Below are 13,839 nucleotides of genomic sequence, written 5' to 3' on the forward strand. Positions count from 1 at the left end.
ACGCAAGTTCCTAAACCCGCCCCTACACATTTAAAATCAATGGCACTGAAAATCTGGATTTTGGCAATAGGCAATAGGGGATAAGAGAGAGGAAGTGGATAATGCCCGCCAGTAGAGACGTAGCATGAGGAGTCTCTACACCATTACCAAGGACTTCCTACTAATGTAAATGCACTCCAAAAATAAGGATGAGTAAACGCCTTATCCTCAATTCCCGCTAATTCTTCAGGTAAATCAATGGTGCCATCTGGAGTAATCAATTGCCCATTTTCAATCCTCACCTGACCCTGAATCATCGCTAATTGGGTTTGTCGCAGCGCTTCGGCTTTAATCGGGACTTGCTTTAAGTTTTGATAAAACGTGGTCATTAATCCCAATGTCCCCTCATCACTGACATACCAGAGGCTTCCTAACGCTGATTTTACCCCCGCTTGTACCGCTAATCCGGTAAATCCTAACTCAGCCTCTTCATTTCCTAATGCGGTTCGACAAGCACTTAATACCATTAGTTCTACAGGTGGATTATGTAGTCCAAGTTGGCGAATTTGATCCAGGGATAGTCTTGTATTCCAAAACTGGATATAGGAATTTTCGGGTTTACCTGGTTTAAATTCACCATGAGTTGCCAAATGGACAATACCAAAGGGTTGATCCGCCCGTGCTGCTTTAAGATTGGCGGGAGTAAACGTAGAATTAAGGAACGATTCACCTTGCCATAGTTTATCTGCGATCGCGGATAATTCCACAGGCACAGCAGGTAAGGGATTTTGCTCCGTAAATTCCGACGCCCCCATTGCCAAAACCTCTAGATTTCTCACATCCACATAACGAGTATCCGTGAGCGACAAACTTGGCATAAACCCAAGACTATAGCGTTCAATAATAAAACCATTCCCATCATGAAGCGCTGCTACTGGTAATGAACGCAAACCCTGATCCATAATAAAAGCTAGATTATTAATTTCTCTATCTTGTAACTCCTCCTCCAAGGGAGCAATTAACCACTGATATAATTGTTGGGCGCTAGGAAGATACGGACGAGGAATGCGAGTATCCGTAACCGCACGACGGAATGTTTGTACCATTTCCATCACCCTTTCCCGAGTCGCCCCCGGTACAGTATATCGAATCGGTTCCCCTTCAGCCGTAACCAAAATCAACTCCAATTTATCCGTATCTTCCCACACCTCCTCAGCCAAAACTATAGACTCCCAACCGCCAACCCCCTCTGCGCCCCTCTGCGCTTCCCTCTGCGTTCCTCTGCGTTTTCTCGTCTCAACTTCCACTTTCCCACCATCATCTCCAACACCATTTCCTGGCACAAACACCGCATAAATCAGAGCGGGTTTTACGCCAGCCGCCTGTTCAATCCTTTGTAAAGTCCTTTGTGCTTGTGTCAGCGTAATAATTGGCGTCTCAGTTAACCCCCAATATTCTTCATAGTCATTCGTGAAGGCGGTTTCAGTTTCCGCGATTGGACTCAAAACTGGAGAATTATCAATCACGACATCTTCAGTAATATCCTCAGATTCATCTATCTCAGATTGTTCAGTGTCTAAACAGTCAGGAGGACAAGAACCCGTGATAAATTTATCGGTGATAATCCGAATATTCCCTTCAGTTTGGTTATCAGGAAGCGATTGAGAAGGTTCAAGGTTAGACTCGCCACTGGTAATCGCACCTGCTGTACCGTTAATGGAGGCATCACCCACATTAAAAGGAATCAAACCTTGACCGCCATGTTCGATAGTAATCATACCTCCGCCGTTACCTCCGGCTGTAGAAATACTGGCATTTCTACTATTTTGGTCGATAAATGTGTCGGTTATCTGGATGAATCCACCAGCGGTAATGTCAACATTTCCGCCTGTATCGTTAATTCCGGCTTGGGTGTTAATTGAGGTGACTTGAATATTATTTTCAGCATTAAGGGTAATGGAACCACCATCACCTGCACTTGAACTTGTGTCTAGGGATTGAGTCGTGATATCTTGACTGGCTGTTAGGTCAATAATGTTGGCAGTTATTGTCTCATTGGCTATGATATTGGCGGCATTATTGACCGTTAATCCACCGAGTTTTCTTGAGGTGGCTGTACCTGTTCCCGTCGTGTATTGAGCCGCCACTTCTGAAGGAGATAAGGCAGAATTGTAAATGGCAACTTCGTCAATACTGCCCGTGAAAAAGTTATCAACTGGTGAGTTTGACCCTCTACGTGCTAAAAAAAGTGGAGAATTATTTTGTGTCGGGCGATTTGTCATATCGGTATTCGTATCTTGTAGAATCCCATCAACGTATAAAGAGAGTGTCGAACCCTCTTTGATAAAAGCAACATGATGAAACTCTCCATCATTTAAGGATACGGTTGAGGTAACGCCAGAAATATTCGGGTTATCAAATCGCAATGCAACAATTTTGCCTGGGTTCGGATGAGTTTGGTTGTAATACCGAATCACATAAGGATATGGCTCGGTTCCACTCCATTTTTCAATAACATCATTATCTGCCTGTTCCCTATCCAATTGTTCAGGCGACACTTTAATCCAAGCGGTTATCGTAAAATCTTCATTCGTGCCAAAATCAATAAAATCTGAATCCGGAATTTCTACATACCCCGTCGTACCATCAAAGAACGGTGCTGGATTAGCATCATCCACTAACGCCCCCTCTTGATTACGATTTACCCCACCAAAGTAAGTGCCATCTATATTATTTCCAGACGAGTCAAAAGCCGTCTCACCCTCTTCATCCAGACGCCAATATCCCACCGGATCATCTAACAGTACCGCCACATTATAAGGTAACGCTCCACCCACAGCACCATTAAACGTAATATTCCCAGTTCCAGCTTCTAAGGTTAACGTATCCGTACCCGGATTAAAGGCATGAAGACTACGATTAAAGGTAATATCCCCGCCAACTGTAGAACCTGTGCTGAGTGTCTGACTACTGCGAAGAATCACAGGCGCTTCAAAGGTGAGATTACCACCATTCAAGTAAACTGAGGCATCCAAGTTTATAAACGCCGCTTCAAAGGTTAAATTGTTGCTACTGCTGGAATTAATATCACTGATAATATCAATGTTTTTACTGGCAGCAATTGAAACATCCCCGGAATTTAATGCAGTTAACAGTGAATTAGCAGAAATCAGGAAACTCCCGCTACCGTCTCCCGACAGGATTTGATTATCGTTGAGTGCTGTATCATTAGTTCCAGTTGTGCCAATAATCACGCTCGTGGGATCTAATAATAACTGTCCCGCTTCACCCGCACTAGCACTTACATCGACAACACCATCAAAGGCTAACTGTTGCTGACTAGATACTTCCACAAAACCGCCATTACCAGAACTGAGTCCACCACGAGTGCTAATGTTGCCATAAAATGTAGTTTGCTCATCTGCCCAGATAATCACAGTTCCGCCATCACCTGCGGTTAAAGCATCGGCTTTAATCGTAGAATTTTCATTAACTAATGTGATGTCAGCATTCGGAATTATTCCTGCACCTTGATAGTCGCCACCAATGCGAACAGTACCGCCATTATTTGTACCGGATGCATCAATATTGGCGCTGATTAATCCTACAGTTTTGCCAATAACATTTATCTCGCCGCCAGTTGCAGATGAAGCCGCATGTAGGGGCGCATAGACGTGCGCCCCCTCATAGACGTGCGCCTCCTCATAGACGTGCGCCCCCTCATAGACGTGCGCCCCCTCATAGACGTGCGCCCCCTCATAGACGTGCGCCCCCTCATAGACGTGCGCCCCCACTGGTGTTCCAGCATTTCCGATCTGGGAAACATCAATTGTGCCAGAGATAATAGTAACGTCTGTTTCATTGGGGAGAATTAATTCCGAATCCGTTAATTTCACCGTTTCGGCTGAATCCACCTCAACGCCTGTCTCTAGGGTTTCATCTGTCCCTGTCAACAATTCAGCTAAATCTAATGGTGTAAAGGGGATAACTTGTCCCGAACTATTCACCAATGGTTCAACTTCCAAAGATAGCAATTGTCCCGGTTGAGAAATCTTGACCCGATGAGAACCCGGAACGGCTGCAATCGTAACTCTTCCTCCCGGTGCTGTCAGTTCTCCCGTATTAATCACTGTACCACCAAGTAAAGTTAAATTCTGACCCTGGGAGATAGCTAAATTTCCAGCATTAACAATACTTCCGGGCTGAGACACATCAAAAATAAACTGTTGCGGATTTCCGACTAATTGCTGATACTCATTTGTCCCGAACGCATTGAACCAAAGATTCTCGCCAAACCCAATCCCTGTAGCCGTTGTCGCGATAAAATCAGCCGGGACATTTAGCTGAGCATTTTGCCCAAACACGATTCCCGCCGGATTCATTAAATATAAATTGGCATTTCCCCCTGTCACCTGAATCAAGCCATTAATCAGCGAGGGATTTGTCCCCATCACTCGCCCGAAAATAGTGTTGAGGTAAGGATTGGCGATAAAATTAGCGATTTCATCGGCATCTAAACCAAACTCCTGGAAACTGTGGAAGAGATTGGTTTCATCGCTTGACAAACTGCCGCCATTAATGGTATATGTATTTCCCTGTTGTTCAACAATCGTACCCGTTCCATCGGAGGCTGGGACAATTGATTGCGCCCGTGTCTGTGGACTAACAATTAGCGCCGCTATTGTAACCAGAATGGCTTGAGAGAGGGAAACCGTTAGAGATATCCAGTTAAAACACCATTGAGGAAATTTCATCGGGTGATACACCAAGACATATTGCTTGAATTGTATCCCCCTGTTTCGATGGTTTAATCAATAAATAAGAAAGTGCAAGAAAAGTATAATAAAGTTTTAGGTTTGTTATTTGATGATACCTTTGGAGTTGGACACCGACGAAGACAGCGCAACTATAAACACGATCGCGTCCGTTGGATGATCAGCCCCGACAAATTGACACCCTCGCCCCCAGATGTGCTACTGCACATCTCTACATCAGCTAGGAAGTCGCCGATAACGAGTAAAATAACTCTTGTCTTGTGATCATCCTGCTTAATTTTGACCACCTGGATCACCCTGAAAACAACCCATACTCGTTGGGAAGCCGAGCTGATGCAGCAGGTTCTGGCAGCTCACGACATCCCTAGTCGGATTATTGACCAGGGTATCCCATCCTATTTTGGCGCGGGAAGTCCGGCTGCGTTGCAAGTTCGCTCTTATGATCAATGGACAGCTTTGCTATTACTCAGTTCTCCAGACGAGGAATAAGCAGAAATATCGGATAATTATTAAGGAATTAAAAACGTTTCATGTCTTTATTTGACTGGTTTGCCAATCGACGAAAATCAGAACCGATGCCCCAACAACGACGGGAACGGGAAATTGCTGATGGATTGTGGACAAAATGTGAGGCGTGCGCGGTTCTCACCTATACTAAAGACCTGAGAGCGAATCAAATGGTCTGCTCAGAATGTGGTCATCATATCCGGGTATATAGCGATGAACGGATTCGCCAGCTTATCGATGGCACTACCTGGATACCCATTGATGAGCAAATTCGCCCCACTGATCCGCTAAAATTCCGCGATCGCAAATCCTATACAGATCGCCTACAAGACTACCAAGACAAGACTCAACTGACTGACGCCGTGCAAACGGGAATCGGACAGATTCATGGATTACCCATCGCCCTTGGCGTCATGGATTTCCGATTCATGGGCGGGAGTATGGGTTCAGTCGTGGGCGAAAAACTGACCCGCCTGATCGAACAAGCCACCCGCCAACGCTTACCTGTGGTGATTATCTGCGCCTCTGGCGGGGCGAGAATGCAAGAGGGGATGTTAAGCCTGATGCAGATGGCAAAAATCTCTGGGGCGCTGGAACAGCATCGTCAAGCTAACCTACTCTATATCCCTGTATTAACCCATCCCACCACGGGAGGCGTTACCGCTAGTTTTGCCATGTTAGGGGACATTATCCTGGCTGAACCCAAAGCCACTATTGGTTTTGCGGGACGCCGAGTGATTGAGCAAACCTTGCGCGAAAAACTCCCCGACGACTTTCAAACCTCTGAATATCTACTCCAGAACGGATTTGTCGATGCGATCGTTCCTCGCACCCAGTTGAAAAAGACGCTAGCCCAGCTTATCCGCCTCCATCAACCCTTCCCCACCTCACCTACTGTGGTTTCTCATTCGGAACCAATGACGTTGATGGCGAAAGGCGCTGATCATAAAACGGAGTTTTGAGGGGGAGGGTTTTGTGAGTTTTTACCTATAGCCTGATGAGTTCAAAAACTTTTTGAGAGAAAGGCGTCATCGGAATGGCATGATAAAATGGGCGACTTTTGCATTCCCTATTTTCTGTGAAGAGTTCACTGAAAATCCGTAGTGTGACACCTGTAGACGTGCAGACTGTCAGTTTGATCCCCATGAGTGGTTGACGGCGATGCCCTTCAGGTAGAGGATAAGCTACAGGTTGAGCAATTTTCATGCATTTAAAACGAATGAGCCAAATTTTCCAAGGAGAACCCCGAATGAAACGATTGATCTTGCTGGCTGTGGCAATGGTATTCTTTGTATTTCAAATAGCGGTGAGTAGCGCCACTGCTCTGGAACTGAGTAAGGACGTTCGTACCGTTCCCGTGAATGACCAGGGTGATACCACTGTTCTCAGCCTAGAAGAGGTCGCCAAAGGTAAACGCCTGTTTAATGATACCTGTAGTCAATGTCATATCGGCGGCAGAACCAAGACTAACCCGAACGTCACCTTACGTTTAGAGGATCTCAAAGGGGCATTCCCCCCTCGCGATAACATCGCCGCTCTCGTCGATTACATGAAAAATCCGACAACCTACGACGGATTTACGGAAATTTATGAGTTCCACCCCAGCACTCGCAGCGCCGATATCTTCCCGGAGATGAGAAATCTGACTGAGGATGACCTTAAGGCGATCGCGGGCTATATTCTAGTTCAACCCAAAATCCAAGGTATCATGTGGGGAGGCGGTAAAGTCTACAACTAAATCCGGATTTTTGTAAAGGATTCATTGGAGGGTTGGAAGTAGACGATTAAAAAGTTGGAGGTAAAACCTTTCAACGTTTAATTGGCTAGTGTTCAACCCTTCAGTCACCAAAAACAAAAGATAAAAAAACTAGAAACTAATGCTGAAGACTAGGATTAAAAGCGTTCACCTTAGCCATTCATTTCGATATAATGTTTTGTCTCACCGTCTGTTCGTTACGTTGATGGCGCTCTGTCTTGTCTTTATGGTCAGCTCACCCGCGTATGCGATCGATGACTATGTTAAACGTTACTTAAAGGTGACTGAACCTGTGGCATTAGATTTAGATGGACAGGGACAGACCAAGGCATTTACCCCAGACGATTTGGCGGAGGGGAAAGAATTGTTTAAAACCCATTGCATCAATTGTCATGTTGGCGGAACCACCCTCCAAGATCCCAGAGTATCCCTAGGATTGGAAACATTGGCGGGAGCTACCCCACCTCGCGATAATGTTGATGGAATTATCTCGTTTCTCAGAGAACCCATGACCTACGATGGTAGCGCTCCGAGTGTTTGGTGTCGCCAAGTGCCAGACACCTGGATGCCACGGGAGCAAATAGAAAAGCTAGCGGCATTTGTTCTCAGAGCCGCTCAAAAGGCTCCCGGTTGGGGTGGTAAGGCTTCGTCATAAACGTCCTCTGGTGCAGGGGAAGCCTGTTCCAGACATGGCACCTCTGGACAAAGTAATAAGTTCATGAACCCCGCCCTACTATGTGAGGACGGGGATTGCCAGATGGAAGCTGGCAGGAAGTTATAGCACTTCGCTCTGGTCTAGTTACAATTTATTTTTAGGAACCTCTCATCTGGACTAAGCTTCAGCTCCTGAAGTTGTAAATACACGCCTAGCGACTTGCTATATGCATAGGGCATGAGTTGGCAGGGGTTTACGCCTATTACCCAACAGAATATAGGGCTAAAGCCCTGACTACATACCAAATTAGCTGTATTAACTTTGCTGGCGTCCCCGTGTTAAGCCAACACCTAATCCAGCTAATGCTAGCAAGCTGAGTATAGGCGAGGGTTCAGGAGTTGCACGGCTAACGGGTTGCACGAAAGTTCCATATCCTACACCCCAAGGTTGACCTTGAGACATACCTTGAAACTCTCTCCAAACAATTGTTTCATTCTCGCTCCATGTTGTGTAAAAGCCATAATACTTCCCTTCTACACCTCGATCATCGTAGCCTAGTACTGGAACAAAATGATCTGTGTAACCATCACCCCGAGAATCAACAAGAAACATCAAAGGACGTTGAGAATCAATTTCTAATACTAAATCCTCCCAGGTAAACTCTCCTGTGGAAAAGCTTTCATTCCACGAATTGAATTGATATCCCCGGTAGTTTGTGTATCCTGTAAATGCATTGTCAGCCTGTGAAAGATAACTCCACCCATAATTTAAGGGATCTTTGGATGTTCCGAACCAATCAGCAATGCTTGTAGAGGCGGGAATTGGTAGAAGAGGATTGTCGGGCGTTGGGTTATATTTAGCGTTGTGTTCAGGGCTAGATATTTGATCGGCAACATTGGAGGTTAGGAAAACCTCATCTCCACTAGCATCAAAAAGATTAACATAGCCATTTAAATCCCAATAACCAATTACGGAAGCGGCTGCTGTAGGTCCACAACCGTGATACCAGTCGTAGGCGGGAACTGATGTGAGGTAATTTCCCTCAGATGAAGTTGTGTCGGCACTCCCCAGTTCAGCCAAAGAAGGCGGTGGACACCCCAACAGGGTTGAACTTGGTTCATCAATAGTTGTAAAGCTAAAAGCTAAAGCGGGTTTGTTCGCCAACCCGAATAGCATTGCTGTGGTTATAAAAGTGAACGAATAAACCTTCCAGTACATTGGGCAAACTCCTAAGACAGCAAAGTTAAAATGAATGACACTGACTTAAGAGGTGATCTCATGTCCTGAGGATTGAACCCAATTGCAATGTTGCAACAAACATTGTTTCAGGCATTTTTATTCAGGATGTTTGACCGGGTATGATATGATTGATTGCTCAGACCTACAACATAAAGGTCTAGAGCCTATGCCAGTAGCATTCAGATTAATCTTGATTATATGACGAATCAAGTTATCTGATCAGTAAAAATACTTAAAATGTCGGGTAAAGGTGGGCTGGTTGGTGATCGCGACTTGAGAGCATCGTTGAATTTGGAGATAGCCGCCGACACCGTCATTCAAGAGCAGGACGTAAGTAAACGCCAGATTTTACCAAGTATTGGTAAATTTGTGTAAGTTTTATATAACGGTACATTTAGAGTGTAGCGCTCATGCATTGAGCAAATGAAAACAGCGACGCGCCCAGAGGAATTAACGGATTTAGGCAACTGCTTACAGGAGGACTTGCAGTCATACCTGCATGAGAGTATTCCTGTTCAAGTTCGGTGTCGGCGAAGTGATGAACGGTTAGCGATTTGGGTACAGCATCCCGCCGAGGCGACGCTGGATCAAGATGAGATTTTGGCGTTTTTAGAACAAACGATTCACAGCCAATATCCATTGGTGGCTCAACAAGCCAGAGTTAACCTGCTCAGAGTTGGAGAAAAGAAACCTTACGTTTCGCGATCGCTCTCCCTAGATTTCTCTGAACCTGAACCTGAACCCGAAACGGTTACACCCTCTGATGCGGATTCGGTAGAAACGAACGCCACAGAGGAGACTAACCCCCCGTCTGAAACGGAAACTTCCCCAAACCTAGGCTCGGACGAAACACAAGCCGAGTCATCCCATCCGTGGGATCAACCGATTCCGGAGGTAAACGATGAAGCCGATGAGTCAGAATCTGAACAACCGCCGTCAGTCAAGCTCAGGTTAAAATCATCCTGGCTACCTTTGGTAGTAGCGGGTGCTGGGTTGAGTTTGGTGGTTTTCTTTAGCACGCTTTATGTCCTGACTCGTCCTTGTGTCATCGGTAAATGCACGGTGTTGCCAGAAGCGGAACAGTTAAGCCAAAAATCAGTAAAAACCCTGCAAAATCCAGAATCGGGAAAAGCGGTTTTGGAAGCCCAAGAACAGCTACAAGAGGCGATTCAATTAGTGGTGGCGATTCCACCTTGGTCACGTTATCGCAGCCAAGCACAACAAAAACTCCAAGTCTATCGATCGCAATCAGAAACCGTGGCGGATATGGTGGAGGCGCTGAAAACGGCGGCTAGAGCCGGGTATGAAAGTCAAAATCCGCCACATCCAGAGGCGAAATGGCGGGAGGTTCAGAACCTCTGGCGAGACGCGATCGCAAAACTGGAACAGCTTCCCACCGATAGCAATCTCCAGCCCTTAGCCAAAGCCAAAATTAAGGCGTATAAGACGAATTTAGAGGAAATTAATCAGCGGCTACTGAAGGAACGAAAAGCCCAGGAACATTTAAAAGCGGCTCAAGAAGCAGCGCGGATGGCTGAGGTACGCCAAGGGATTGCCCAATCCTTATCAGACTGGCAATTGGTTTATGCTACTTGGCAAGCGTCGATGCGGCGTCTCAAACAGATTCCCCAAGGGACAACGCCTTATGAGGAAGCCCAAGAGTTATTGGCGCTGTATTTACCCAAACTTGCCAACGCCCGCGATCGCAAAACTCAAGAACAAATTTCTGCCAATGCCTATAATCAAGGCGTGCGGCTGGCTCAACTGGCGACAGATTCTCAATCCGACAAGCAATGGTCAGTTGCTCTGGTTCACTGGCGCAATGCCCTAACCTATGTCAATCAAGTACCCAAAGAGACCTATTACTATACCAAGGCACAATCTTTGGTTGAACCCTACCGAGGTGCGCTTAAACAGGCTCAAAACCAGCTTCAGTTAGCCGTCAAGCTGCAACAAGCCCGTCGGGATCTTAATCAAACCTGTTCAGGGACACCCAAAATCTGTACCTATACCATTGACAATCAGATGATTAAGGTGCGGTTAACCCCTGCTTACGTCCAGATGGTGCAACAACAGGCAATGACAGCTAAAGCCCAAGGCGACTCAGATGCTCATGCCGGTCTTGTGAATCACATTTTGACCTTAGGAGAAGCGTTGGAAGTGATTAGTGATAATGCCCAATTGCGAGTGGAGGTTTATACGCCAGAGGGGGTGATCATTCAATCCCATAATCCAGTTCAGTAGCTTTTACCACTACTTTGGCAGTCAAGGTGCGATCGCGTATTTTAAGGAATACGGTGTAATGTGAAAAAATATTAAATTAAATAACAAAATACAAAATAATAGCCGTTTAAGTCGCTCTGAAACCTTAAGATACCTAGTAGCGTTAGCTAAAAAGTAAAAGCTTCTACAAATAATCTCAAAGGAAATTCTTCTGGTTAAAAGGGAGACTTTCCGCGCTTCCTCTGGTATGATGCAAATAAAACCCACTCAATGAAGTTTAAATGATTTGTGAAAGCAGAGGGAGGGGAGAAAGGGGCTATTTCACAACGGCTTGGAATTGACGACACAATGAATAATACTGAAAAAAATAAAAATTAATCGATTATTTGTCTGAAAATTATAACAATAAAGTTACTTCCTATGAACTTTAAATGATACAGAAAACTCAACCGTTACACTTATCCAAATCTCAGCTCAATCCTAGTCCAACGATGATGGCTATCATTGCCATATTTACCGCCATCGTCGCTTTATCCCTGGCGGCTATATTTATCCGATTGAGCGAACGAGAACTTGGTCCATTTGCCACCATCTTTAATCGCTTCTGGATTGCCTTTATCGTCTTATGGCTATTGAACCAGTCGAAAGCGCGATCGCAACAGGATGAACAATCATCTATACCTAAGTCAGAGTATACCGTTCGCGACTGGATCATGTTGATCGCGGCTGGCGTTATGTTTTGGGGATGTTTGGCACTTTGGGCATGGTCTCTCACCCAAACAGGTGTTGCCAATTCCACCATCTTACATAACCTGACTCCCTTATTTACCACTCTGGGAGTATGGCTAATATTCGGTCAGCGTTTTGATAGTCGGTTTCTGATTGGGTTGATGATGGCAATGGTGGGAGCAACTGCCCTAGGGCTTGATGATTTACAAGTCGCAACCGATAACTTTGCCGGGGATATTGCCGCGTTGTTATCTGCCCTGTTTTCTGCCGCTAACTTGATGCTGATTGAAAAACTGCGTGCCAAGTGGGATGCCACAAATATTATTATGTGGTGCTGCTTAGTCGGAACAGTAGTAACGTTACCCGTTGTCCTGCTAACTGAAGACAGACTGTTCCCGATTTCGGGTTCAGGCTGGTTATCAGTTATCGGTTTAGCGGTTGTCTGTCAAGTTGTTGGTCAAGGACTTCAGGCATATAGCCTCAAACGCTTGTCTTCTGGCTTAGTGGGCGTGTTCCTACTCCTTGATCCGGTACTAGCAGCTTTGGTGGCGTGGATTCTGTTTGCCGAACATTTAAGTCTGTTTAACGGATTCGCGTTTGCTGTGGTTTTACTTGGCATCTATATTGCTAAGTCAAGTCACTACGCCTCTCAAGTTATGGAACAGGACTCCCAACCCGCGCTTTGTGTCGCTGGGAAACCGTCTTAAACCCGTGATCTAGGGGATGTCGGGGAGATGAGGGAGTTATACCAAGTTGCAAAGATATAACTTTCCCTCCCCCTGCTTCCCCTGCTTCCCCTGCTTCCCCTGCTTCCCCTAGCTACTATGTTTGAGCGCAACTCGGTATTAGAGTGAATGGCACTGACTGAAGGCTGGTGGGCATTGCCCACCCTACGGCATATCAATGGTTTTGGCACTCCCAAATTGCTTATTGAGCGTGCCATTCCCGTTAGGGTAAAATGAGTATGAACAATAGTTACAAGGATTAAAGTTCTATGACGCCCTCATTAGCCAATTTTTTATGGAGTCTGGTTCTGGGTGGAGTGATTGTAGTGGTTCCCGCCACCGTTGCTTTGATCTTTATCAGCCAGAAGGATAAAATCCAACGCTCTTAAGCTTGGGAGCGTCATTTGTTAACCTCCGCTCGTAAATGTCTACCCATACCTACCCAAAACTAAACATTTTGGGTAGGCGGGTTGAGCGTGCAGACTCAGCCGTAAAAAAGAGTAACCTACCATCTGGCAAGGTTGGCTACGCTTTTTTGGTCATGACACCCAAGAATGAACGCTAGTTTTTGGCACTGTCGGAACTATCAACGAAAGGCGAGACATCAATTGAAAGCCCTCTGATACTCCATAACAAGCCTTAGAAGCATTGTCGAAGCTAACATTACTAAACTTTGGACTGGTCAAACCGACCCAACAAATCATGTCAAACTATGTTTTTTTGATTGATGCCAATAAAACACCGATGAATCCAATTCATCCAGCACAGGCAAGGAAATTGATGGAAGCTGGCAAACAAGCCAAAACGCCCCGGAAAGATGCTGCTGCGGTCAATTCAACTCGCTGGAAGTTGTTCGAGACGCTCAAGGCAATTGGACTACCCGTGACGACTGGGACAGGTGGACAAACCAAATATAACCGCACTCGGTTAGGACTTGCCAAAGCGCATTGGTTAGATGCTGCTTGTGTCGGTGTAACTGAAATGCTCAAAGTTTTGACCAATAAGATTCTGCTCCTCAAAGCAACGGGTCAAGGCGGACGACAGCGATGCCAAACCGATAGACTAGGTTATCCGCAAAAATATCGCCCATTGCGCCCGATTCATGGCTTGTGTACTGGCGACATCGTGAAAACGGTCATCCCAAAAGGTGTGAACACAGGAACTTATGTTGCTCGACTTTGCCCATACAGCAACGGCAGAGGTGAGATCTATCCGACAACTGGCAAAAAACGCATTGGCATCAAACTCGAA

General features: G+C 45.7%; 11 protein-coding genes and 1 pseudogene. 9 read left to right on the forward strand and 3 right to left on the reverse strand.

Features of this window, described 5'->3' with window-relative positions:
• Positions 1-143: 143 nt before the first annotated feature.
• Positions 144-4,733 (reverse strand): CHAT domain-containing protein, encoded by a 4,590-nt coding sequence (locus RIE73_RS14615; protein ID WP_446401864.1) that lies wholly within the window; start codon positions 4,731-4,733, stop codon positions 144-146.
• A gap of 300 nt (positions 4,734-5,033) precedes the next feature.
• On the opposite strand from RIE73_RS14615, the gene RIE73_RS14620 reads away from it, so the two are divergent.
• Both RIE73_RS14620 and accD read left to right on the forward strand, forming a co-directional pair.
• Positions 5,034-5,243: a hypothetical protein gene (locus RIE73_RS14620; protein WP_006100380.1), complete on the forward strand. Its 210-nt coding sequence runs from the start codon at positions 5,034-5,036 to the stop codon at positions 5,241-5,243.
• Positions 5,244-5,284: 41 nt separating this feature from the next.
• The gene (gene accD / locus RIE73_RS14625) at positions 5,285-6,223 is read left to right on the forward strand and encodes an acetyl-CoA carboxylase, carboxyltransferase subunit beta (RefSeq protein ID WP_446401865.1); all 939 of its coding nucleotides are present in this window, start codon (positions 5,285-5,287) and stop codon (positions 6,221-6,223) included.
• A gap of 25 nt (positions 6,224-6,248) precedes the next feature.
• On the opposite strand, the gene RIE73_RS14630 is transcribed toward accD, so the two are convergent.
• The gene (locus RIE73_RS14630) at positions 6,249-6,467 is read right to left on the reverse strand and encodes a hypothetical protein (RefSeq protein ID WP_446401866.1); all 219 of its coding nucleotides are present in this window, start codon (positions 6,465-6,467) and stop codon (positions 6,249-6,251) included.
• A 43-nt stretch (positions 6,468-6,510) separates the two neighbouring features.
• Here RIE73_RS14630 and psbV point away from each other — a divergent pair, with 43 nt between their 5' ends.
• Together psbV and psbV2 are read left to right on the forward strand one after the other, a co-directional pair.
• Positions 6,511-6,999, forward strand: a complete 489-nt coding sequence (gene psbV, locus RIE73_RS14635; RefSeq protein ID WP_446401867.1) for a photosystem II cytochrome c-550 — start codon at positions 6,511-6,513, stop codon at positions 6,997-6,999.
• Positions 7,000-7,222: 223 nt separating this feature from the next.
• Positions 7,223-7,672 carry a photosystem II cytochrome PsbV2 gene (psbV2, locus tag RIE73_RS14640; RefSeq protein ID WP_446401873.1) on the forward strand — a complete coding sequence of 150 codons (450 nt, stop codon included), beginning with the start codon at positions 7,223-7,225 and terminating at the stop codon, positions 7,670-7,672.
• Positions 7,673-7,987: 315 nt separating this feature from the next.
• Here the strand turns inward: psbV2 and RIE73_RS14645 are convergent, their stop codons facing one another.
• The gene (locus tag RIE73_RS14645) at positions 7,988-8,890 is read right to left on the reverse strand and encodes a hypothetical protein (protein ID WP_446401868.1); all 903 of its coding nucleotides are present in this window, start codon (positions 8,888-8,890) and stop codon (positions 7,988-7,990) included.
• A 258-nt stretch (positions 8,891-9,148) separates the two neighbouring features.
• Here RIE73_RS14645 and RIE73_RS14650 point away from each other — a divergent pair, with 258 nt between their 5' ends.
• The 5 genes and pseudogenes from RIE73_RS14650 to RIE73_RS14670 form a co-directional block, all read left to right on the forward strand.
• The gene (locus RIE73_RS14650) at positions 9,149-9,286 is read left to right on the forward strand and encodes a hypothetical protein (protein WP_446401869.1); all 138 of its coding nucleotides are present in this window, start codon (positions 9,149-9,151) and stop codon (positions 9,284-9,286) included.
• A 48-nt stretch (positions 9,287-9,334) separates the two neighbouring features.
• Positions 9,335-11,155, forward strand: coding sequence for a hypothetical protein (locus tag RIE73_RS14655; RefSeq protein WP_446401870.1), 1,821 nt, complete (start codon positions 9,335-9,337; stop codon positions 11,153-11,155).
• 410 nt (positions 11,156-11,565) lie between these two features.
• Positions 11,566-12,570, forward strand: a complete 1,005-nt coding sequence (locus RIE73_RS14660) for a DMT family transporter (RefSeq protein ID WP_446401871.1) — start codon at positions 11,566-11,568, stop codon at positions 12,568-12,570.
• Positions 12,571-12,857: 287 nt separating this feature from the next.
• Positions 12,858-12,977, forward strand: coding sequence for a photosystem II reaction center protein PsbX (gene psbX, locus RIE73_RS14665; protein ID WP_446388656.1), 120 nt, complete (start codon positions 12,858-12,860; stop codon positions 12,975-12,977).
• Between the two features lie 313 nt (positions 12,978-13,290).
• Positions 13,291-13,839, forward strand: a pseudogene (locus RIE73_RS14670) (hypothetical protein); the annotation flags it as partial.

The organism is Coleofasciculus sp. C1-SOL-03, from assembly GCF_040220555.1.
In the GTDB taxonomy this organism is placed as follows: Bacteria; Cyanobacteriota; Cyanobacteriia; order Cyanobacteriales; family Coleofasciculaceae; genus Coleofasciculus.

What these genes read in the sequence shown, in the direction of transcription:
- RIE73_RS14615 (WP_446401864.1), bottom strand. Translation starts at nt 4,733, where the DNA reads ATGAAATTTCCTCAATGGTGTTTTAACTGGATATCTCTAACGGTTTCC.
- accD (WP_446401865.1), top strand. Translation starts at nt 5,285, where the DNA reads ATGTCTTTATTTGACTGGTTTGCCAATCGACGAAAATCAGAACCGATG.
- RIE73_RS14630 (WP_446401866.1), bottom strand. Translation starts at nt 6,467, where the DNA reads ATGAAAATTGCTCAACCTGTAGCTTATCCTCTACCTGAAGGGCATCGC.
- psbV (WP_446401867.1), top strand. Translation starts at nt 6,511, where the DNA reads ATGAAACGATTGATCTTGCTGGCTGTGGCAATGGTATTCTTTGTATTT.
- psbV2 (WP_446401873.1), top strand. Translation starts at nt 7,223, where the DNA reads ATGGCGCTCTGTCTTGTCTTTATGGTCAGCTCACCCGCGTATGCGATC.
- RIE73_RS14645 (WP_446401868.1), bottom strand. Translation starts at nt 8,890, where the DNA reads ATGTACTGGAAGGTTTATTCGTTCACTTTTATAACCACAGCAATGCTA.
- RIE73_RS14650 (WP_446401869.1), top strand. Translation starts at nt 9,149, where the DNA reads ATGTCGGGTAAAGGTGGGCTGGTTGGTGATCGCGACTTGAGAGCATCG.
- RIE73_RS14655 (WP_446401870.1), top strand. Translation starts at nt 9,335, where the DNA reads ATGAAAACAGCGACGCGCCCAGAGGAATTAACGGATTTAGGCAACTGC.
- RIE73_RS14660 (WP_446401871.1), top strand. Translation starts at nt 11,566, where the DNA reads ATGATACAGAAAACTCAACCGTTACACTTATCCAAATCTCAGCTCAAT.
- psbX (WP_446388656.1), top strand. Translation starts at nt 12,858, where the DNA reads ATGACGCCCTCATTAGCCAATTTTTTATGGAGTCTGGTTCTGGGTGGA.